Source organism: Gemmatimonadota bacterium (assembly GCA_022560615.1).
In the GTDB taxonomy this organism is placed as follows: Bacteria; Gemmatimonadota; Gemmatimonadetes; order Longimicrobiales; family Gaopeijiaceae; genus UBA1138.
In genome coordinates this window covers 38,049-59,697 of record JADFSR010000024.1, presented here as the reverse complement: position 1 = coordinate 59,697, position 21,649 = coordinate 38,049, and the positions used below count along the sequence as shown (strand labels likewise).

General features: G+C 64.5%; 15 protein-coding genes. 12 read left to right on the top strand and 3 right to left on the bottom strand.

Translation table 11 applies throughout. From position 1 onward, the window contains the following. Positions 1 to 258 precede the first annotated feature (258 nt). Both IIB36_13745 and IIB36_13740 read right to left on the bottom strand, forming a co-directional pair. Entirely contained in the window at positions 259 to 996 is a 738-nt protein-coding gene (locus IIB36_13745; GenBank protein ID MCH7532803.1) for a DUF374 domain-containing protein, read from the bottom strand. 310 nt (positions 997 to 1,306) lie between these two features. Beyond that, positions 1,307 to 2,074: an ISAzo13 family transposase gene (locus IIB36_13740; protein MCH7532802.1), complete on the bottom strand. Its 768-nt coding sequence runs from the start codon at positions 2,072 to 2,074 to the stop codon at positions 1,307 to 1,309. A gap of 96 nt (positions 2,075 to 2,170) precedes the next feature. On the opposite strand from IIB36_13740, the gene IIB36_13735 reads away from it, so the two are divergent. Together IIB36_13735 and IIB36_13730 are read left to right on the top strand one after the other, a co-directional pair. After that, positions 2,171 to 2,578, top strand: coding sequence for a hypothetical protein (locus IIB36_13735; GenBank protein MCH7532801.1), 408 nt, complete (start codon positions 2,171 to 2,173; stop codon positions 2,576 to 2,578). A 100-nt stretch (positions 2,579 to 2,678) separates the two neighbouring features. Then, complete coding sequence (locus IIB36_13730) at positions 2,679 to 5,261, top strand: hypothetical protein (GenBank protein MCH7532800.1); 2,583 nt, start codon at positions 2,679 to 2,681, stop codon at positions 5,259 to 5,261. On the opposite strand, the gene ppk1 is transcribed toward IIB36_13730, so the two are convergent. After that, positions 5,258 to 7,498 carry a polyphosphate kinase 1 gene (gene ppk1, locus IIB36_13725; GenBank protein MCH7532799.1) on the bottom strand — a complete coding sequence of 747 codons (2,241 nt, stop codon included), beginning with the start codon at positions 7,496 to 7,498 and terminating at the stop codon, positions 5,258 to 5,260. The two genes, IIB36_13730 and ppk1, sit on opposite strands and share 4 nt — an antisense overlap. 109 nt (positions 7,499 to 7,607) lie before the next feature. Between ppk1 and IIB36_13720 the strand changes: the two genes are divergently transcribed. From IIB36_13720 to IIB36_13675, 10 genes are all read left to right on the top strand, one after another. After that, positions 7,608 to 9,356, top strand: a complete 1,749-nt coding sequence (locus IIB36_13720) for a tetratricopeptide repeat protein (protein ID MCH7532798.1) — start codon at positions 7,608 to 7,610, stop codon at positions 9,354 to 9,356. Between the two features lie 201 nt (positions 9,357 to 9,557). After that, positions 9,558 to 10,190, top strand: a complete 633-nt coding sequence (locus IIB36_13715) for a (2Fe-2S)-binding protein (GenBank protein MCH7532797.1) — start codon at positions 9,558 to 9,560, stop codon at positions 10,188 to 10,190. Between the two features lie 9 nt (positions 10,191 to 10,199). After that, the gene (locus IIB36_13710; protein ID MCH7532796.1) at positions 10,200 to 12,626 is read left to right on the top strand and encodes a xanthine dehydrogenase family protein; all 2,427 of its coding nucleotides are present in this window, start codon (positions 10,200 to 10,202) and stop codon (positions 12,624 to 12,626) included. Positions 12,627 to 12,637: 11 nt separating this feature from the next. Then, positions 12,638 to 13,636, top strand: coding sequence for a xanthine dehydrogenase family protein subunit M (locus IIB36_13705; protein ID MCH7532795.1), 999 nt, complete (start codon positions 12,638 to 12,640; stop codon positions 13,634 to 13,636). Continuing rightward, positions 13,636 to 14,523: a cytochrome b/b6 domain-containing protein gene (locus tag IIB36_13700; GenBank protein ID MCH7532794.1), complete on the top strand. Its 888-nt coding sequence runs from the start codon at positions 13,636 to 13,638 to the stop codon at positions 14,521 to 14,523. The genes IIB36_13705 and IIB36_13700 overlap by 1 nt, the downstream gene beginning before the upstream one ends. Positions 14,524 to 14,582: 59 nt before the next feature. Continuing rightward, positions 14,583 to 14,981, top strand: coding sequence for a hypothetical protein (locus IIB36_13695; protein MCH7532793.1), 399 nt, complete (start codon positions 14,583 to 14,585; stop codon positions 14,979 to 14,981). Between the two features lie 103 nt (positions 14,982 to 15,084). After that, on the top strand, positions 15,085 to 15,573 hold the full coding sequence (locus tag IIB36_13690) for a hypothetical protein (protein MCH7532792.1): 489 nt from the start codon (positions 15,085 to 15,087) through the stop codon (positions 15,571 to 15,573). Positions 15,574 to 15,881: 308 nt separating this feature from the next. After that, positions 15,882 to 17,093, top strand: coding sequence for a hypothetical protein (locus IIB36_13685; GenBank protein ID MCH7532791.1), 1,212 nt, complete (start codon positions 15,882 to 15,884; stop codon positions 17,091 to 17,093). An 89-nt stretch (positions 17,094 to 17,182) separates the two neighbouring features. Continuing rightward, entirely contained in the window at positions 17,183 to 18,724 is a 1,542-nt protein-coding gene (nrfD, locus tag IIB36_13680) for a polysulfide reductase NrfD (protein MCH7532790.1), read from the top strand. After that, on the top strand, positions 18,706 to 21,648 hold the full coding sequence (locus IIB36_13675) for a molybdopterin-dependent oxidoreductase (GenBank protein ID MCH7532789.1): 2,943 nt from the start codon (positions 18,706 to 18,708) through the stop codon (positions 21,646 to 21,648). Before nrfD ends, IIB36_13675 begins: the two co-directional genes overlap by 19 nt. Position 21,649 lies beyond the last annotated feature (1 nt).

Below are 21,649 nucleotides of genomic sequence, written 5' to 3'. Positions count from 1 at the left end.
CCGCCCTCACCGAGTTCACGCTCGATGCGGTAGCGGCCGTCCAGCCACCGGCGAATTCCGGAACGCCAGAGGTGGGCCACTACAATGGCCTTCGACCGGGGACTCCTGTGACGAGGATCTCGGTGCCCTGCGGATAACCCATGACTCCTTCTTCAAGGAGAGCGTCTCCATGTCCACATCCACGGGTACCGCCACCAAGCCGTGATGCTCGATGATGTCGACGATGTTACGGATCGTCACCTCATGTACCGTCCCGCGCTATCGCGGCCGATCGGAGATCTCGCTCCGCGAGCGAGACGGGGGCGCGGCACGAATGAGGCCGATGGACTCAGCTGCCTCGGAGTGGATCTTTGACTCATCTGGGTCGTGGAGACGCTCCAGATCCGCGAGGCTCCGGCTCACTTGAAGGCAGAGTTCATGGGGCGATGAGCTGTTGTCAGCGGTGATGGGTGCACCGAAGGCAAACACAACCCGCGCAAACGGCTTGGGAATCTGGAAGCGGTCCCAGGTTCGACTGAGAACCCACCGGCCGCTGGGGACGGCGACCACCGGGAGAATCAGTGCTCCCGTTGCCTGGGCGATCTCAACCACACCCGCCTTGACGACACCCCGGGGACCCCGTGGTCCGTCAACGGCCATCGTGCATGGCTTGTTGGCGGAAACAAAATCGATCAGTTCCGCCAGGGCCCCGCGGCCGCCCTTGTTCTTGCCTTTTTTTTGCGACGAGCCACGAACGGGGGTGATGCGATGCAATCTGCACAAGGGGATGAGGAGATCACCGTCTGCCGAGCGCGAGACCATGGCGGCACACGCTTTCTCTCCGTGATTCATTCCAGCGGTAAGCTGATGGGCGTGAAGAATGGCGTAAATGTATCCGCGGCTCGAGGCCTTCAACGCCGCTCGTGGATCGTTGTGGAATTTGATCCGCAAGGTCCAATTGATTGCCGTCAGAACGATGGCACCGAGCCAAGCTACGAGTGTGCGGAAGAAAGCCATGTCTCTGACCCCGAGCGGCGCGCGGCGTCTCAAGCCGTCTGAGACACGACGGAGGCGTCGGGTATTCGAGGCTCCTGGGAAAGCTTCAACGGGTCGGGTCGCGATACCTATGGAGGTGTGCGGGCGCGAGTCGCGCAAGTATTCAACCCACCCGTCTGACTAATGGCACCATCTGCTGAACACCGCCCAAGAGGACAGGGCTAGGCAGTACAACCGCCCTATTGGGGGGAAACGCGGTAGGTCGTAGTGTGGCATGGGACAGGGAGTAAGGAATCTATGCAGAATAAACTGAACGCATCGTCACGCGACGCTATCGTGGCGAGAGGCTGTAATTCCATTCACCATGGAAGTCGCAGCGCTCGATCGCGAGGGAGCGCATCTGTTCCTCAGAGACGGCCTTGCCGGTCTCGTAGTCGGTCTCATCCAACTCCGCGTGAAGCGACGATCCCTGGGCCGTGCGAGTGGCCGCGATCAGTTCCACCACGGCCAGCCGACTGATCAAGGGGCGACCTCGCCAGTTCTCCGTGATGTGGCAGAACATGCGATGCTCGATCTTGTTCCATTTACTGGTACCGGGCGGAAAATGCCGGACGTTCAATCGCAGGCCTAGTTCGTCGGCCAGACGCTGCAGTTCCAGCTTCCACAGCCGCACCCGCGAGCCGTTGCTTCCATCCCCGTCGGCGGTGAGCAGCATCTCTGGGGCCGTCGGATAGGCACGCCGGCCCATTTGCCGCCACCACCGTCGAATCGCCTCGACGGCGAACTGTGCTGTGTCATGCGAGACGCCGACGCTGACCCATCCCTCATTACGGCCGATGTCATAGACGCCGTAGGGGATCACTTTGCCCAACTCCGGGTCGGGGAAATCGTGCATGTTCACCTCAACCGGCTCGCCCTTTTTTTGCCATTCTCTCCCGGCGTTCTTGAAGGGACCGATCAGTTCCTTCTTTTTCGTGTCCACTGAGATGACCGGCCATCCCCGCTCCAGAAACTCCTCCGCCGAGGCATTGATGAACTCAAACTGCTCGTTGCGGTCTGGATGATGCGACCCGTCGCGCCCCTTGCGGTTGGACTGCATACCCTCCCTTACCGTAGGGACTGAGACGCGACCCCCACCGCCTCGGCGGTACGAGGCGCTTTGGTAGGTCGGTGGTCCTTGGGAAGGGAGGCAGGGGTGGAAGGCTCGGATTCTATCGTGCCGGCCGGCGGTTGCGGCTTCCGAAGGGCCTTCTGGGCGGGACTCGCGCTTCTCGGGCTCGCTCTGGTCTACGTCGCCAGCCACCAGCCGAGCTGGCCGTGGTTCTCTCTCTGGCTGATCGCGCTACTGGGCGGGCTGGGAATCTTGTCGCTGCCCAAGGTGCGCCAAGCCCTCAATCTCTCGTGGTTCGCGGTCACCCTGTTGGTGCTCACGGGCACGTCACTGTTCGATCTGTACCTGTTCTTTAGGGTAGAGACGCACCGCCAGCGGAGTGAACTTTTTCCAGGTCAAAGGCCTCGCGGCGAAGCTGGTGGTATCGGCCCAGCAGGTAGCGCAGCAGCCTCCATCATCAGACCGCTCTGCTTCGATTCGACGCGTGCCTAGATAGATAGATACGTTGTTGGATTCGGTAGACCGCCCCATAATGGTCGGCACGTTGAAGGCGCGCTGCAGGAATCCTGAGCGTACAGCTTCGGGGGGAGAAATGACGCACCCGACCATGAGCGCGATGGCCCTGCGGGTAGCGCTCGCGCTAGCGACTGGGATCGCGCTCACCGCCCTCAGAGTCACGGAGCCGGTTGGGGCCCAGGTCGTGCCCCCCCCACCGCCCGGCACCGATTCGGTGACCGTCATCCCTGGCGCCTACGGCGCGAGCGCTCTCTACGCCCGGCTCATGGGAAGTGGGTACCGCTCGCTCTGGACCACGCCGATCCGGGTACCGGTCGCCAATCTGGACGACCTTGGCGGTGGCCTCACCCCGATGCGGCTCGGTGGTGGCATGACGACGCGCACACTGCACATGCGGGGAGCCGACGGCAGACGGTATGTCTTCCGGTCGGTCGACAAGACACCTACTGACCTCTTGGAGGAATTCGAGGGCACACCGCTCCATGCGATCCTCCAGGACCAAATCAGTTCCTTCCACCCGTCCGGCGCACCGGTAGTCGCGCGGCTGCTCGATGCGGTGGGGGTGCTGCACCCCGATCCCCAGTACATGGTCGTCCCAGACGACCCACGCCTGGGAGAGTTCCGCGACGAGTTCGCGGGCATGCTCGTGCTCTTCGAGGAGCGTCCGGACGACGGTCCCGGCGGCACGATCGGCTTCGCGGATTCGCGCGAGATCGTACAGCTGGGGGAGCTCTTCGACATTCTCGAGACAGAACCCGAAAGCCGTGTAGACGTCGTAGAGCTCCTTCGAGCGCGCATGGTCGACCTACTCGTTGGCGACCGAGACCGAAGCCACAACAACCACCTCTGGGCCCGTATCGAGGAAGGTGGAGTGTCTCGCTGGCGTGTCATTCCTCGGGACCGCGACCAGGCGTTCGTGCGCTTCGACGGGTTGTTGAAGACGCTGGCACGCACGTACGAGCCGCGCCTCGTCACGTTCTCCGACGTCTACCCGAACATCGACGCGGTCACGCGCAACGCGTGGGACATGGACCGCAACCTGCTCGTCTCCATCGACCGGGCGACCTGGCTCTCCGTGGTCGAAGAGGTGGGGGTGTTGCTGACCGATGACGTGATCGCGGACGCGGCCCGCCAGATGCCCTCTGAGCACTACGCCGTCTTCGGCGAGGAGCTGACTCGCTCGCTCCGACTCAGGCGTGACCACCTACCGGAAGCGGCGCAGCACCTCTATCAGATCGTTTTCGGTTACGCGGACATCCACGCGACTGACCGTGCCGAGCAGTTCCGGATCGAGCGCCAGCCGAGTGGGGCCGTGAGGGTGACCTTCGGGCTGAGCGCCGGCTCGGCGACCAGCTTTGCCAGGACGTTCGATCCTGCGGAGACGAGCGAGATCCGCCTTTATATGCACGGTGGGGACGACCGCGCGGTGTCGAGCGGCCCGGCGAGCCCGATTCTGGTACGCTTGATCGGCGGCGGAGGCGCTGACCGGTTCGATGGTGAGGCTCGGGGCAGCATCATCTACGACGATGTGTCGAACTCTGAGTACGGGGACGGCCTCGGTGCCCGAGTTGAGGACCGTCGGGCGCCCAGGCCTTACTCTTGGTTCGAGGGGGAGCGAACGCTCGATTGGGGTTCGCGTTGGATCCCCGAGCCACGAGTCAGTTACGATGCGGATCGTGGGCTTTTGCTTCTATCTGGGGCGAAGATCGATCGGTACGGATTCCTCAAGGATCCCTACAGCTCTCGGACTCGGTTCCGTGCGGGTCTTTCCTTGGGACTCACCGAACCGTTCTTCGATCTCTCACACCTGCGGCGCTCGGCGATCGGCTCGGCCGATCTGCGGCTGAGCGGCCGCTGGAGCGGGATCGAGATCATCGACTACTACGGTCCCGGAAACGAACGGAGAACTGCGCGGCCAGTGAGCTATCACCGCGTGCCGCACAAGCAGGTCACGCTCACCCCGGCGGTGAGCTTCGGAGACGGTGAGGGAAAGTACATCGAGGTCGGTCCGATCTTCCGTTACACCTCGACGGACACGTCCACCGTCGACGTGAGCTTCATCGCGGACACCGATCCGTACGGATCAGGCAAGTTCGCGCAGGCGGGTCTCCAAGCGTCGTTCCAGATCGATACGCGCGACATGTTGGGCACGCCGGGAGGTGGGTACTTCGTCGAGGGTGGGGGTAGTCTGTATCCGACCCTCTTGGACGTCGATCAGGGCACGTTCGGTGAGCTCCACGGAGAAGCGGCCGCGTACTTCTCCCCAGAAGGAGGCAACCCTACGCTCGCGGTCCGGGCTGGGGGGAAGAAAGTGTGGGGCGTCTTCCCGTTCGCGGAGTCGGCGTTCGTAGGTGGTTCACGCAACGTGCGCGGGCTGAGAGAGCAGAGGTACGCCGGCAACGCCTCGCTCTACGGTAGCGCGGAGTTCCGAGTCTTTCTCGTGCGCACCTTCGTGCTCGCGCCGGCCGACGTGGGCCTGTTCGCCCTGGCCGACATCGGACGCGTGTATGCGGACGGAGAGAGCTCGTCGACGTGGCACAACGGGGTTGGCGGCGGCATCTGGCTCGCGCCCCTCAGGCGCTCGAGCACCGTGCAGATCTCGCTCGCGCGCAGTGAAGGACGGACGGGTTTCTACCTAGGCCTCGGCTTCGCGTTCTAGGGGCCCGGAGCCAGCTCGGCCAGGAAGTCCCGGAACGCCTCCTGCGATCGAACGCGTGGCTTACCATCGGCTTGCACGTACACGTTGGCGCCGCTTGCGTCGATCCAGCGTGCCTTCGTGTTGTCCGCCAGTTCGAGGTCCAGGAGTCGACGTAACTGCCGCTTGATCTCGGGGTCGTACACCGGCAACGCGACCTCCACACGCCGGGAAAGGTTCCGCTTCATCCAATCTGCGGAAGCCAGGTAGATGATCTCGTCGCCTCCGTTGTGGAAGGCATAGATGCGAGCGTGCTCGAGGTGCCGATCGAGGATACTGCGGACTCTGATCGTGTCGCTCTGGCCGGGTACACCCGGCACCAGTCGGCAGATGCCGCGAACGATGATTTCGATCGGAACACCGGCCACGGAGGCATCGTACAGTCGCTTGATGATCTTCTTGTCTTCCAGCGCGTTCATCTTGAGCGTCATGCCGCTCGGTTTGCCCTCCCGGGCTGCCTGGGCCTCCCGTTCGATGAGCTCGTAGAAGCCCTTTCGGAGCGTTAGTGGAGCGGTCAGGAGGTGCTCTGTCGTAGGCTCTTCGATCTCCCCGGCCAGGAATCGGAAGACCTGTTCGACGTCCTTCGTGATGCGCTCGTCGCACGTATACACACCGTGGTCGGCGTAAACGCCTGCGGTTTTTTCGTTGAAATTGCCCGTGCCGACGTAGGCGTAGAGACTGCGTTCGTCTCCGTCCCTCGTCGCGACGAGCGCGATCTTGGCGTGCACTTTCAGCCCCTGCATGGAATACAAAGTGCGCACGCCGGCGGCCTCGAGCTGATCGGCCCAGTGGAGGTTGGACTCCTCGTCGAAGCGGGCCTGTACCTCCATGAAGACCGTCACGTTCTTGCCGGCGTGAGCGGCCCTGATCAGCGCGGTGAGCACGTCCGAGTCGCGGGCCACGCGATAGACAGTGAGCCACAGCTCTTCGACGTCGGGGTCCTCTGCGGCCTCGTCGAGGAAGCGCACGAAGTGGTCGAACGACTGGTACGGTGTGTGGACGACCTGATCCCGGTCGCGGACGGCGGCCATCACTGAGTCGACGCCGTCGAAAACGGGGTGGGGCAGCGTCGGCCAATCGGGGTACGACAGGTCCTTCCGTCCGAAGCGAGGGAAGCCGAGGTAATCCTTCAGGTTGTGGTAGCGCGCCCCGAGCACGAGGTCTTCCTCTTGCAGGCCGAGACCGTGCTGCAGCCGGTGGATTAGCACGTACGGAGTGCGCATGTCGTACAGGAAACGGCTCGGGACTCCCCTGTCGCGATTCTTGAGGCTCTTGCGAATCGCCTCGACCAAATCACCTTCGAACTCGTCCTCGACGTGCAGCTCCGCGTCGCGTGTCAACTTGACCGCGTACGATCGGCCGACCTCATACTTCGGGAAGATCTGGTCGAGGTTGTACCGGATGAGATCGTCGAGGAACATGACCTCGTGTGTGTCGCCTCGTGCCGGCAGAGTTATGAAACGGGGCAGCGAATCACTCGGCACCTTGAGGAGCGCATACTCGGGGGTCCAGGACTCGAGTACTTCCCGGCCCTTTTCGAACAGCTCGATCACGAGGTACACCTGATTGTTGTCGAGGAACGGGGGGCCGTCCTCGCCTTGCAACATGAAGGGTTCGACCAGTGGACGTACCTGCTCCGCGAAGAGCTCGGCAAGAAAGTCGTGATGCGCCGCGGCGACGGAGCCTTCGTCGACGCGTGCGAAGCCCGCCGTTTTCAGCTCGGCGAAGATATCCCCGATGATCGAGCCGTACTGTTCTTGCTGTTGGAGAACGATCTGGTGGATGTCGTGAAGCAGACGGTGCGGGCTGATGCCCAGCCTCGCGACGTCGGTCTTGCCGAGCCGCAACAGGCTGCGCAGCGAGGCCACACGCACACGAAAATACTCGTCGAGGTTGGACGAGAAGATACCGCAGAAGAAGAGCCGCTCGAGCAGTGGAACCGAGGGGTCTGAGGCCTCCTGCAAGACCCGGTGCCCGAACTGGAGCCAACTGGTCTCGCGATCCACGTAGATGTACTTCGACTTTCCGCTTTCGTCGGACATCTCCACGCCCCCCCACGGAATGCCTCGCAAAACGGCTGACTGCTGCGACGCAAGGTAGGGGCGCATGTCGGTGCGAGCACGGGCTTCGATCTCCGGGACCGCCGCCACCGGATCGCTCACGCGTAGGAGTAGCTCTGCGAGCTCGGCCCGGTCGAGCACACGTCGTCTCGAGCGGCGCGGCGAGGGCCAGGCCGGCGTGTAACCTTCGGGGCGGAACGATGTATGACAGTGCACGGGGATGGTGACTCCCGGAGGAGGCTGGTAGGCTATGACCCCGTCGCGTTTTCAGATCGTGTGCATGGCGGCTCTTCTCGTCGTGATGCCCGCGTGGGCTGCCGCCCAGGACGGCACACCACAGCAGTTGGCCAGGTTCAGAGTCCTGATCCCCGACCTCGAACCACTCGAGGATGCGGATCGGGGCTTCGGGAGGGATGTCGCGAAGGCCTTGCGCGAGCTGATCGGCTCGATGGCCACACATCAAGCGATCGAGAGAGACGACATCAGGGACTCCCTCGATGACGTCGACCTGCGAATCGAGGATCTCGACTGCGTCTTCACGCGCCAACTGGCGGTCCGGCTGGACGCCCAAGTCGCGCTGTGCGCTTCCTACTCGGAGCCCTCACGAGATCGGTTCACGGTCGAGGCGGTCTTCTTTGATGTCGGTTCGGGTGAGTCCTTCGCCGTGACCCCCGCGGCGGGCACCAAGCGCGAGGACGAAACGGTTGCCAGGCACATCTTTCAGCAGTTCGATCGGTACACTGCTCATCTGCGGGCCATGGCCAACTGCGAAGCGTTCGCTGCGAGCCAGCAGTGGGATCGCGCCCTGGAGAACTGCGACAATGCGCTGAGCCTGAATGCGGATGCGCTGGGTGCGCGATATCGGCGTGCTCGCATTCTCATCGAGTTGGATCGCAGTGCCGAGGCTCTCGTCGAGCTCGAGCGCGTCCTGCGACTCGACCCGGCCCACGAGGAGGGCTTGCAGCTCGCCGGGTACGTTGCGGGTAGCCTCGGTCGCCGCGCGGACGCGCTGCAATACTATTCGCGCTACCTCGGGTTTAGCCCGGGCAACGCGTCGGTTCGCATGCGGGTCGCGTACGACCTCGCCGACGCCGGGGACCCAGAAGGGGCGTTGTCACTGATTCGGGAGGGGCTCGACCGGGATCCAGATAACCTGAACCTGTGGGAACAGCTCGGTGGGTACTCGTTCACGATCGGCGAAACGATCAACCGCGACTATGCGGCCAATACCGGCGATGGTGGGGGTGTCGCCCCGGACGCCGTGGTGAACTTCCGAGACGCGATCGATGCGTATGAGCGCGTCCGCGCCGGACGTGGCACTGAGACCGCCGTACGCCATCTCATCAGCATCGCCGTAGCGTATGTCCGCCTGGAGGAACTCTCGAACGCGGTACTCGCGGCGAGCGATGCGCTCCAGATTTACCCTGAAGAGGCTCGCCTTTGGTCTATCTACGCCGATGCGCTGCGCGGCAGCGACCGCCTCAGCCTCGCGCTCGACGCGCTGTCGCGGGTCCACGAGATCGACCCGGAGTACCCCAACATCGGACTGCGACGGGGGAGTTGGCTACTCGAGGCACAGCGGCCTCGGGAAGCGGTCGACGTCCTGAAGGACGTGGCGAGCGCGCGGCCCGAGCAGGCGGACGGAGCCGCACGCATCATCGTCGCGGACGCATTCGCCCGTGGCGTGCAACGTGAGAACTTCGACTACGCGATCACCTGGTTCACGGCCGCCAAGGAGCTCGATGGCCTTTCGCAGGACACCGTGCACCAGCTCAACTTCTGGCACGGTTATTCGGTTTTTAGGGCAGCGATCATCGAGCAGGAACCACGCACGCTCGAGGTCGCCCGCGCGACGCTCCCGAAGTTCCGGCAAGCATTGGAGCTGTTGAACGACGTCGGAGAATACCCCAGCACCGTCAACGTGGACATCCGCCAGCAGCGGGAAGCGGTGGAGAAGTACGTCGAGATCCAGGAGGCGGTCATACGCAGAGGTGGCTGAGCAGCGCCTGAAAGCCGCGCGTTGAGCGGGGGCGCGCCACCGCGGCGGCGCGCCCCCTCTTGCGCTTGCGACCCGTCCAGAGAAACAGCTTGCCCGGAAGCGCTCGCGAGACGGCGAAGACCGCCGTATAATGCCGTGATGGTAGGAGGTTGCCGGGTCTCTCCCGCATCCTCCGCATGCCCTCCTGCCAGGAGTAGTTCGATGGGCGACGCTGCATCCGTGGGCCTGCTGGAGAAGAAATACTCCAGGCGGTCCTTCATTAAGGGCGTGATCGCTGTCGGCGCGACCGCCTCTTCCACCGGATATTTGCTGGGTGGTCCGCTCGCTCTGGGCGCACAGTCGATGCCTGGAGCGACCGAGCGACTCATCACGCTCAACATCAACGGTCAGGACCGCCGGGTGGACGTTCTGCACAACGAGACGTTGGCGATGACGCTCCGGTACCGGCTCAACATGACGGGCACGAAATTCGGGTGTGACCGAGCCGAATGCGGCGCCTGTACGGTTCTGATCGACGGGGTGAACCACTACGGCTGCTCGATGCTCACGCATCAGGTGCGCGGGCGGGCGGTCACGACCATCGAGGGCCTCGAGAACCCGGACACGGGCGAGCTGAGCATCGTGCAGCAAGCGGTGCTCGAAGAGGGTGGATTCCAATGTGCCTTCTGCGCTCCGGGCTTCATCATGAGCATGGAAGCGATGATCCGGGTGAATCCGAACCCGACCCGCGAAGAGGCAGCGCACGCACTCTCCGGCAACCTCTGCAGGTGCGCCGACTACGACAAGATCCTCACCTGCGCGATGCGAGCCGCCGAGCTCGCACGCAGCGTTTAGGAGAGCGACATGGCTGAGAAACTGATCGGAACCGATATCGCGCCGCCGGACCTGGTCGCGAAGATCACGGGTCGCGCCCGCTACGCCGAAGACTTCCGCCCGGACGGGATGGTATTCGCCAAGATGCTGCTGAGCCCGATGCCGCACGGTCGCGTGCGCGGGGTCGACGTGAGCCGCGCGGAGGCGATGGACGGAGTCATCGGCATCCTCCGCGCCGACGAGGTGCCGCAACGTGAGGGCCCGCGGGAGGCGTGTCTGACTGACGAGCCGCACTATGAGGGTGAGCCGGTGCTCGCGGTGGCGGCTGTCACCGAAGAGATCGCTGCGGCGGCGATCGAAGCGATCGACGTCGACTTCGAGCCGTTGCCCTTCGTGCTCGATCCACTCGACAGTCTGCGACCCGGGGGTCCCACCGCGTACAACGATGGGAACTACTTTGCGCGCCTGCCGGACGCGGAGGCGGGCGACCTCGCGGTCTTCCAGGACTTCAAGTGGACCGAGGCGGACTTTGTCGAGATCGACGCCGGCCGCATGCCGAACGCCGCGGCGACAAGGGAGTGGGAAAAGGGCGACTGGGAGGCGGCGTTCGCCGGCGCGGACCTGATCGTCGAGGACGCGATCGTCCACCAGTCGGTGACGCACCATCCGATGGAGCCGCGCACCAACATGGCGTACTGGGAGAACGGCAAGCTGTTCGCCCATGTGTCGACACAGTCCGCGCAGCGCACGAAGGCTGCGATCGCTGGTGCCGTCGGCATCGATCCGGAAGACGTGGTCCTGATCGCCGAGTACTGCGGCGGTGGCTTCGGGTCGAAGATCGCCGGCACGACGGTCATGCAGATTCCGGCGATCTTCTCTCGCAAGATCAGCCGGCCGGTCATGTTGCGCATCACGCGCTACGAGGAGAACTACGTAGGCCGTGCCCGCCCTGGCTTCCAGAGCTGGGTCAAGATGGCCTTCCGGAATGACGGGAAGTGCGTCGGCATCGATCTCTTCATCGTCGAGGAGGGCGGCGCGTACGGCTCGGGGGACAATGGCACGGCAGGCGCGATCGCCGACCTGATCTACACGCCTCAGAACATGCGCTTTCGCTCCGTGTCGATGCTGACGAACACTCCGCCCAAGTCCGCGCAGCGGGGTCCGGGTGGGGCGCAGATCGTCTCCATGCTCGAACCGATCCTGGCCAAGGCGGGTCGGGAGCTCGGGATCGATCGGCTCGAGATGCGCATGATCAATGCGCCGGGTCCGGACGTGGCGTTCGGTCCGGGCGGTACGGCTCTCACGAGCGTGCACGCCAAGGAAGCGCTCGAGAGGGGCGCCGAGCTCTTCGACTGGGCCGGCAAGCAGGAGCTCTCGGGCCGGCGCGTAGGCACCAAGGTCACCGGCATCGGAGTCGCGCTATCGCCGTACACGGCGGGCTCGATCGGATTCGATGGCCTCATGGTGATCCGCCCGGACGGCAAGCTGTACGTCCACCAGGGCATCGGTAACCTCGGCACCCATTCGATTTCGGATACCGCATGGCCGGCCGCGGAGATTCTCGGTCTCAACTGGGATCAGGTCGAAATCGTGTGGGGTGACTCGAGCCGTGGCATGCCGCGCAGCTCGGTGCAGGCGGGCAGTCAGACGTTGCACGCCCACACCCGCGCGAACCATGCGGCGGCTACGGACGCGGCACGCAAGATCCGCCAGATCGCGGCGCAAAGCCTCGGCGGTTCGCCGAACGACTACGTGCTCGACAACGGCCGAGTTTTCCGGCGCGGCGGCGGCGCGGGGTTGTCGTTCGCGCAGGTCGCGGAACGCGCCATCCAAATGGGTGGCGAGTACGACGGCCACGAGCTGCCAGAGGACATTCACCGGGAAACGGTGCCCGCGGCCGAGATGCTTGCCGGAGAAGGCCTCATGGGCGTCGCGAAGGACAACTATGGCCGCACTCCCAGGACAAGCACCTACACGTTCGTCGCCGGCTTCGCGCTCGTGGAGCTCGACGTCGAGACCGGCGTCGTGGTCATCAAGGAGTTTGTCGGTGTGACCGACTGCGGAACGGTAATACACCCTCGCAGTCTTGCGGCTCAGCTCTTCGGGGGCTGCATCCAGGGCATGGGAATGGCGATGACCCAGAAGTGGGTCTTCGACCCGCAGTACGGCGTGCCGTTCGCGAACCGACTCTACACCGCGCGACCTCCGGGCTTTCTCGACATCCCGCTGGATATGAAGTGGGACGCGGTCGGTATCGCCGACCCACAGACGCCCGTGGGCGCCAAGGGCATCGGTGAACCACCTGTCGGTGCGGGCGCCGCGGCGCTCACGACGGCCATCTCGGACGCGATGGGCGGGACGTGCCTATGCCGCACGCCACTGACGCCAGACATCATCCTCGCGGAGCTCGAAGGACGCGACCCCGCGTTCGGCCGCCTCGACCAACACGTTGGCTAGGGAGAAGAACCATGGCGATCATCAAGGACATGATTCCGGCCTTCGAGCTCTTCCAGCCGACAACGGTGGACGGTGCGTTGGCTTTGCTGGACGAGCACCGCGGTGAGGCATGGGTCCTCGCGGGCGGGCTCGACTCGTACGACTGGTTCAAGGACCGCATCAAGCGCCCGAAAGTGGTGGTCGACCTCGGTGGAATCGAGGAACTGACGGGCATCAGGGACGCCGAGGGCGGTCTCGAGATCGGTGCGATGACGACGCTCACCGAGATCGTGAACCACCAGCGGATTCGTTCCGAGTACTCGTTGCTCGCGACCGCAGCCGAGCACGTCGCGACGCCGCAGATCCGGAACCAGGGGACGCTGGGTGGCAACATCACTCAGGATACCCGTTGCTGGTACTACCGGAGCGGGTGGCCGTGCTACCGCGCGGGTGGCAACATCTGCTATGCGGCGGCTCCGAAGGCGATGAACCGCGAACACGCCATCATGGGGACGAGCCGCTGTGTAGCGGTGACCCCTTCAGACACTGCGCCTGCACTGATTGCGCTCGACGCGAAGATGACCGTGCGCAGCGGCGGGTCGCCGCGGGTCCACGACGCGGAAGACTTCTTCATTGGCCCGTCGATCGACATCACGCGCATGACGGTCGTGAAGCCCGGTGATTTACTCACCGCCATCCACATCCCGGCCGTATGGGCGAACGCTCAGTTCTACTATGAGAAGGTGCGAGACCGCGGCTCATGGGACTTCCAACTCGTGAGCGTCGCAGCGGCGTTCCAGCTTTCCGGCGGCGTGATCAGCGACGCGCGCATCTCGGTAGGCGGTGTCGCTCCGTACCCTGTGCGGCTCGAGAGCGTCGAGCGGCTCGTCGCCGGCACTTCCGGCGGTGAGAGCGTCGCGAACGAGGCCGGTGAGCTATCCGTCCAGGGTGCGCGCGCACTGCGTCACAACGACTACAAGATCCCGATGATGAGGAACTTGGTCCGTCGGGCCGTCAGGAGCGTCGCGTAATGGACCTCTGGCGCACAGCCGCGAACCCGTGGGGCCAGGACGTGCTCATTGGAGTGTCGTGGAACCTGATGTGGGCGGCGATCATCGTCGCAGCAGCCTTCCTCATTGGTCATGCGGTTTGGATCAAGATCCGCCCGAGCGAAGAGCTCACCGTGACCGAGCACGTCCCGGCGGGCCTACCGGAGCGTATCCAACGCCACTCGTTGGCCGCACGCGTGTTCCACTGGACGATGTCGGCGGCGATGCTCGTGCTGCTCGTCACCGCATTCGTGCCGGTGCTCGGGCTCCAGTTCCCGTGGGTTGAGATTCACTGGATCGCCGGCGTGGTGCTGACCGCGACGATCGTCTACCACATCATCCACTCGATCGGGTGGGCGGACTTCTGGGCGATGTTCCAGATCGGCTTCCGCGAGGGCATCGAGCACTTCAAGCACATCATGTCGCCGAAGTCACCGGAGCCGAAGGCCGGCAAGTATCCGTTCGACCACCGCCTGTACCACCACGCGCTCGTGGTCGTAGGGCTCGGAGTGATCGCGACCGGACTGCTCATGATGGTCCGGATCGATACGCCGTTATGGACTCCCAACCCGTATATGCTGGCCGACAGCACCTGGGGAATGGTATATGTGATCCACGGCCTTTGCGGCGTAACGCTCATCTTCCTCACCGCGACGCACATCTACTTCGCGCTCCGGCCGGAGAAGTTGTGGATCACGTGGTCCATGATCCGGGGCTGGGTCGATCGTGAGCACTACCTGGCGCACCACGACCCGGCGAAGTGGGTCGTGACCAATGGGGCTCCTCCTACCGTCACCGAGGGGACTGCTCCCGCCGACACTGCCGCCGTAGCAGACGCCTCCGTCAGCCCGCCTGGCGAAGCAGAATAACGAGGTGCGGGGTGGGCTGATGGCCCGCCCCGCACGTCCTTCCTTCCTCAGGAGTAGCCGTGTCCTCGCTTCGCGACGACGTGAAGTCCCGTATCGACGCTATCGAAGAGAGCTACGAATTCTTTCTGGCCTTCGCGGCGCAGGGGCTGACCAGCGACCAGGGCTCGAAGACCGGCGGTCAGTTGCGGAGTTTTCTCGGAAAGTGCGAGGGGGCCGTGGATGGACTCGCAGAGGCGCTCCGTGGACTCGTGGCGGAGGAATCCCTCGAGCCCGCCTCAACATGGGGTGAAGTGCTCGACATTGTAGAGCGTGACGCGTCCGACACGCTGTCGGTCGTCCGGCTGGTGGCGGCCCAGGCGTCCATAAGCTCGCAGCTCATCGATAACCTCAATGCCAACATCCACTTCCGCGCGCTGCTCACGGATCTCTTCTTGGTGGATGAGCTGATCGGGGCCTGATGCGACCCAGGGGCCGGAGGGGGTTAGGCTCTTCGAGTATGTGAAGTATCTTTCCCCGCATACGTGCGAGGACGAACCACTTCTACTCCCCTGAACCCCCGTAATGAGCCTTCTTCAATCCCTCGGAAACATCGGAGAGTTCGTGGGCGCCATCGGCGTCGTCGTCTCCTTGGTATACCTGACGCAGCAGATGGCCCAGAACACCAATTCGGTGCGTGCGGCCTCCTTCAACTCGATGGTGCAGAACAGCATTCGGCTGCTGGAACCCACCTTTCGTGACCCCGAGTTCGCGGCGTTTCTTGCGCGGGCGGAGCGAGATGCCGATTCGCTGTCACCGGAGGAGAGAGTTCGCTGGAATGCGTACATGACGGCGGTGTACCGGCACTTCGGCAACCTCGTCTACCAGCACAGGGTCGGCGCCCTCGATCACCTCATGTGGGACGCATACCAGGCGGCACTCAAGGAGCACCTGCGCAACCCTTCGTGGGTTAGCTGGTATCGAGAAAACGCGCACGTGTTCAGCGTGGCGCTGACGCGACAGGTCGAGGGGGCGTGCCGAGAGTTGGAAGCGGAAAGCGGCTCGGTCGCTTAGGCCACACACAGCTTTCGAAGGGTTCTGCAACTTTTTTCGGAACGTGCCACTTGCTCGACCGACTCCCTGCCTCCTAGCTTTCACGTAGGAAGGGCCGGCCGCTCCGGTCCCTCCCGGAGGGTACGCGGCGGCCCGACCGGCTTACGAGCTGGGGCAGCGTAGGGAAGAGGCTCTTCCTGGCCGGCGTCCAACCTGAGCGGACTTCCAACACACAACGAACTGGCGGCTTGCCCTCCTTCGCTTCGGCAGGGTCGTCGCCGTGGCTTTGGGTCGCGCGGGGTAGTGTGTCGGAAGGAGGAGCGCAGACCATGGGTGCGCGTTTCCGGATTCGGAAGCATGACGGTGCAGAGCTGACCCCAGGCAGCCTCGAAGCCTTCACGAGGCTCGTGAGCTCGGGAGAAATCGAGGAGCTCGATCTCATCTACGATGCGCTCACAGGTGAGTGGGCGCCCGCGAGGGCACATCCCGTGTACCGAACGGTCGTGGAGGGCCTGCAGGTCGAGGAGGACCTCGGTCTGTCGGTCGTGCCACCGGAGCCGGAACCGAGCCCCGAGGATGCGGCCCGAGCGTTCATCGCCGAGATGGAGGAGGAACGTCGCGCCGACCCTGATCGTCCTGCGCAGCCGCTTGACTTTCCGTTGGTCGATCCTGGGGCAGGCGACTTGAGCCGAAACGAACGACCAACACCCCCGATGCTCGCTCCCAAGACAGCCGAGCCCAAACGCCCGTATCTCCGGCCGAAGCCGGGGCTTCACGCTGGCCCGATGCTGTTGATGGTCTTTGGATCTTTGCTCTTGGTGGCGACGCTGATCGCGTCCCTTCGGACAGGGCCTTCCTCGCTCGAGGCGCGGGCTCCCGGGGTGGGGATGAGCGTGAACGCGGGCCGGGCGCTGCCGGCGCTCGAACGGGCAACGCGGCGGCGTGCGGTCGAGACGATGCAGGCGGGGGCTCGAGCGTTGATGAGGGAGGTCCAGGCCGGTGTGATTCCCGCAGGCTGGCTCGACGGGAGATACCTCTCGAGTGCCGCCGAGTACGAGGACGTTCGGGACGCCTGGTATGGGTACGATGCATTCGTTCGGGAGCTGCGGACGAGGGAGAGTCGTCTGCATGCGGTCGCGTACCTGGGGGCACTCGACGCCGAGGGAGTAGGCGGCGCTTTACGATCTCTCCGTCTCGCACGCGCGCGTTCCGACTTCGCGGCGGGCAGGGCTCACCGGGAAGAGGTGTACGGTCAGATCGAGGAACTCTCTTTGGCTGCGCTCTCGCTGCACGAGCTGCTGGTGCAGCACACCGGGTCGATCCGATACGAGCCGGCCAGGGGACCTCGCCTATCCGCCGACCCGGTCCTGGAAGCCGCGGGTACCGATCCGGAGAGCCAGCTCCTGCTCGAGCGTGCGCTCGACCGCGTCCTCAGGGCGCTGACCCTGGACGGACGAGGCGCGATCCAGACGGAGAGGATTCCGGACTGGGTGATGGGATCGATCGACCGGGTCCTTGAAGTGACCGCCGGCACGCGGTAGGGAGCGGAATCTCACGTCCCGCAGTGGAACTTCGCTCGCCGGTAAGGTAGCTTGGCGGCGTCTCCCGACCATCCTCCGACCCAGCGCGGATGCCCACGACACAGGCAGTCTCTACGACCACCACGACCACCGAGCCTCTTTGGGCGAAGGTCATAGACCACACCCTATGCATCGGGTGTCACGCGTGCACGACTGCTTGCAAGTCGGAGAACGAGGTCCCGCTGTCCGTAACACGAACGTACGTGAAGTACGTGGATACGGGCCATTATCCGCAGGCACACCGCTCGTTCCAGGTGACCCGCTGCAACCAATGCGAGGACGCGCCGTGCGTGACCGCGTGCCCGACCGCTGCCATGTACCGACGTCCCGACGGCATCGTCGACTTCGACAAGTCGATCTGCATCGGGTGTAAGGCGTGCATCGCGGCGTGCCCCTACGACGCGATCTTCATCAACCCCGAAGACAAATCGGCGGAGAAGTGCAACTTCTGCGCTCATCGGCTCGATGTGGGTCTGGAGCCCGCGTGCGTCGTGGTCTGTCCGACGCAGGCGATTCTCGTCGGGGACATGCATGATCCGCTCTCCGCGGTGAGCCAGATCATTCATCGGGACGCGGTGACGGTGCGTCGTCCCGAAAAGGAGACCCGACCGAAGCTGTACTACAAGGGCGCAGACCAGGTCACGCTGGACCCGCTCGCCGCTCGCCGCCCGGACGGAGGGCTCTTCATGTGGAGCGAGCAAGGCGATGTCGACCATCAAGTGCCGTCAGGACACCCGGGGCCTTGGAACAGCTCCGCCGCGGCCGTGCTCAGCTACGACATCCCGCACAGCGCCCCGTGGGACTACCGCGTCAGCCTCTACACCTTCACGAAGTCGATCGCGGCGGGTGCGTATCTCGTTCCGCTCTTGCTCGGTGCGCTCGGCTTGCTGCCGTTCACGTCGGCGCTGTGGGGCACCCAAGCGGTGATCATAGCGATGATCGGCCTGATGGTCACCGGCGCGCTGCTGGTCTGGGACCTCGAGCACCCAGAGCGCTTCTGGATGGTATTGCTCAAGCCCCAGTGGCGCAGCTGGCTCGTGCGCGGCGGCTTCGTGATCACGGGTTACGGCGGGTTGCTCGCGGCACATCTGGGTGCGAGCTGGCTGGGGCGAGCTGATCTTACCCCCATGCTCGGGTGGGTCGGCGGTCCGCTCGCCGCGATGACCGCCGTCTACACTGCGTATCTCTTCGCGCAGGCTAGGGCTCGTGATCTCTGGCAGAGCCCACTACTGCCTGTGCATCTGCTCGTACAGGCGTTGGTCGCGGGTGCGGGAGTGCTCATGCTCATCGTGAGCGATCCGTCGCTTGCCCATCCGATCACCAACCTGTTCCGACTGTCCTTGGCCGGGCACCTGCTCATGGTCCTCGGCGAGGCGACGGTGCCCCACCCGACCGCGCACGCGACGCTCGCCGCGAAGAACATGACCGTCGGTGCCTACGCCCACTTCTATTGGGTCGGCCTCGCGCTCGTCGTGCTTGCGCTCGTTTTCGCGTTCTCGGCCCCAGTCATCGCCGCTCTGTCCGGGCTGGCAGCCATCCTTCTCTACGAGCACGCCTTTATTCAGGCGGGCCAATCGGTACCGTTGGCTTGACCGATCTCAACGAACTCAACCTCCGTGTCTCGGCGGCCAGGGCCGAAGTAGAGAGCCGCGGGGAGACATTCTATCCGGGTGCGAGCCGCATCCACCTCGCTTCGTATCCACCCAAGGAGCGTTGGAACGATTGGGTCGAGCTGGACTCGAAGTCGTGGCCGAAGCGAGTCGAGAAGCGGTACATGCTCGTTCCGACGACGTGCTTCAACTGCGAGTCCGCTTGTGGACTGCTTGCGTACGTCGATCGGGACACCCTCCAGGTCCGCAAGTTCGAGGGGAATCCGGAGCACCCTGGTTCGAGGGGCCGCAACTGCGCCAAGGGACCGGCGACGATCAACCAGATCACCGACCCGGACCGCATCCTCTATCCGCTCAAGCGGGCGGGCGCGCGCGGGGAGGGGAAGTGGGAGCGGGTCTCGTGGGACGACGCGCTCGACGACATCGCGGCGCGCATCCGTGCCGCGATGGTGGAGGAGCGGCACGAACAGGTGATGTACCACGTCGGGCGCTCCGGTGAGGACGGCTACACCGAGCGCATGCTGTCGGCGTGGGCTGTGGATGGCCATAACTCGCATACGAATGTGTGTTCGAGTGGCGCGCGCGCGGGGTACCACTGGTGGATGGGCATGGACCGGCCGAGTCCGGACCACGCCAACGCCAAAGTCATCGTGCTCGTCAGCAGCCACCTCGAGACGGGCCACTACTTCAACCCGCACGCGCAGCGCATCATGGAGGGCAAGAAGAACGGCGCGAAGCTCATCGTTTTCGATACGCGGCTCTCGAACACGGCGACGCACGCGGATCATTGGCTCAGCCCGTACCCGGGGTCGGAGGCCGCGATCTTCCTCTCCATCGCCAACTGGATGATCCAGGAGGGCAAGTACGACCGCGACTTCGTGCGGCGATGGTGGAACTGGCAAGAGTACATGGAAGCGGTGAAGGGAGAAGAGGGCGTGACCTTCGAGCGCTTCGAGCAGGTCCTGCGCGAGACCTATTCCGAGTACACCTTCGATTTCGCCGCCGGAGAGTCCGGCCTGGACGCGGATGCTCTGCGCGAGGTTGCCGAGCTCGTGTCCACCGCGGGCACGCGGCTCGCGACGCACAGCTGGCGCAGTGCCGCCGCGGGTAACCTGGGGGGCTGGCAGGTCGCGCGGACGCTGATGTTGCTCAACGCGCTGCTCGGTGCGCTCGCGACCGAAGGCGGCACCTTCCCCAATTCGTGGAACAAGTTCACGCCCAAGCCGCCCCGCCTGCCGCACCAACACCCGCGTCGCTGGAACGAGGTGCTCTGGCCACGCGAGTATCCGCTCGCGCTCATGGAGATGTCGTTCCTGATGCCGCACCTCATGCGCGACCAGAACGCCTACGTGGACGTGTACTTCACCCGCGTCTACAACCCGGTTTGGACCAACCCCGACGGCTTCTCGTGGATCGAGATGCTCACCGACGAGAGCAAGATCGGCCTGCACATCGCGCTGACGCCGACCTGGAACGAGACCGCGTACTTTGCCGACTACGTGCTACCGATGGGGCACTCCTCGGAGCGGCACGACCTGACATCGTACGAGCAGTACGACGGGCAGTGGATCGGCTTCCGCCAGCCTGTACTGCGCGCCGCGCGCGAGCGGCTCGGTGAGGAGATCACCGATACCCGGCAGGTCAACCCGGGAGAGGTCTGGGAGGAGAACGAGTTCTGGATCGAGCTGACCTGGCGAATCGATCCCGATGGTTCACTGGGCATCCGGGAGTTCTTCGAGTCCAGGAAGAACCCCGGTGAGAAGATGACGGTCGACGAGTACTACGCTTGGATCTTCGAAAATTCGGTGCCCGGCCTGCCCGAGGCGGCGGCTACCGAGGGCATCACGCCTCTGGAGTACATGCGCCGCTACGGGGCCTTCGAGGTCGCGAGCAAGATAGGGAAAGTGTACGAGCAGCCGATCCCGGACTCGGAGCTCGACGACGTTCGCGTCGACGAGATGGGTCGTGTGTATACGCGTGCACCGACGCCGCCGAGCCCAAAGGCTCCGGGCGGGACCAAGATCGATCCGGACGCAGACGGGCGTCGCCGAGTCGGCGTTCGTGTCGACGGTGAGATCCTGCGTGGGTGGCCCACGCCGAGCGGCAAGCTGGAATTCTGGTCTCGCACGTTGGCCGAGTGGGGATGGCCCGAGCTCGCGATCCCGACGTACATCAAGAGCCACATCCATCGGCAGAATCTGGACACCGACCAGATGCCGCTGATCAGCACGTTCCGCGTGCCCGTGCAGATCCACACCCGCAGCACCAACGCGAAGTGGCTCGCCGAGATCGCGCACACGAACCCGCTCTGGATCCACCCGACGGACGCTTCTCGGCTGCGTGTGGAGAGGACCGGCGACCTGGTGCGTGTCGAGACCGAGATCGGCTATTTCGTGCTCAAGGCATGGATCACCGAGGGAATTCGACCGGGGGTCGTGGCGTGCAGCCACCACATGGGCCGCTGGAAACCCGAAGGCCATGAGGGTCCTCGCCTCGGCACGACGACGGTCGCATTGGATCAGCAGGGTACCGAGTGGGAGCTCAAACCCAAGAAAACGGGGGGCGCCTTCTCGTCCGCCGACCCGGACACGCTGCGCGTCTGGTGGACCGACGTGGGGGTCCATCAGAACCTCACCCACGCGGTGCACCCAGACCCGATCTCCGGCCAGCACTGCTGGCACCAGGCGGTGCGGGTCCTCCCCGCGCAGTCTGGGGATGCCCAGGGTGACGTTTCCGTCGACACGGCCAAGTCGCGTGCCGCGTATGAGAAGTGGCTCGAGCTGACTCGGTCCGCGGACCAGCACTCTCCGGACGGCACGCGTCGACCGTGGTGGATGCTGCGCCCGGTGCGACCGGAGCGCGCTGCGTACGAGCTGCCCAAGGAAACCGAACCCACGGCGGTCTGAA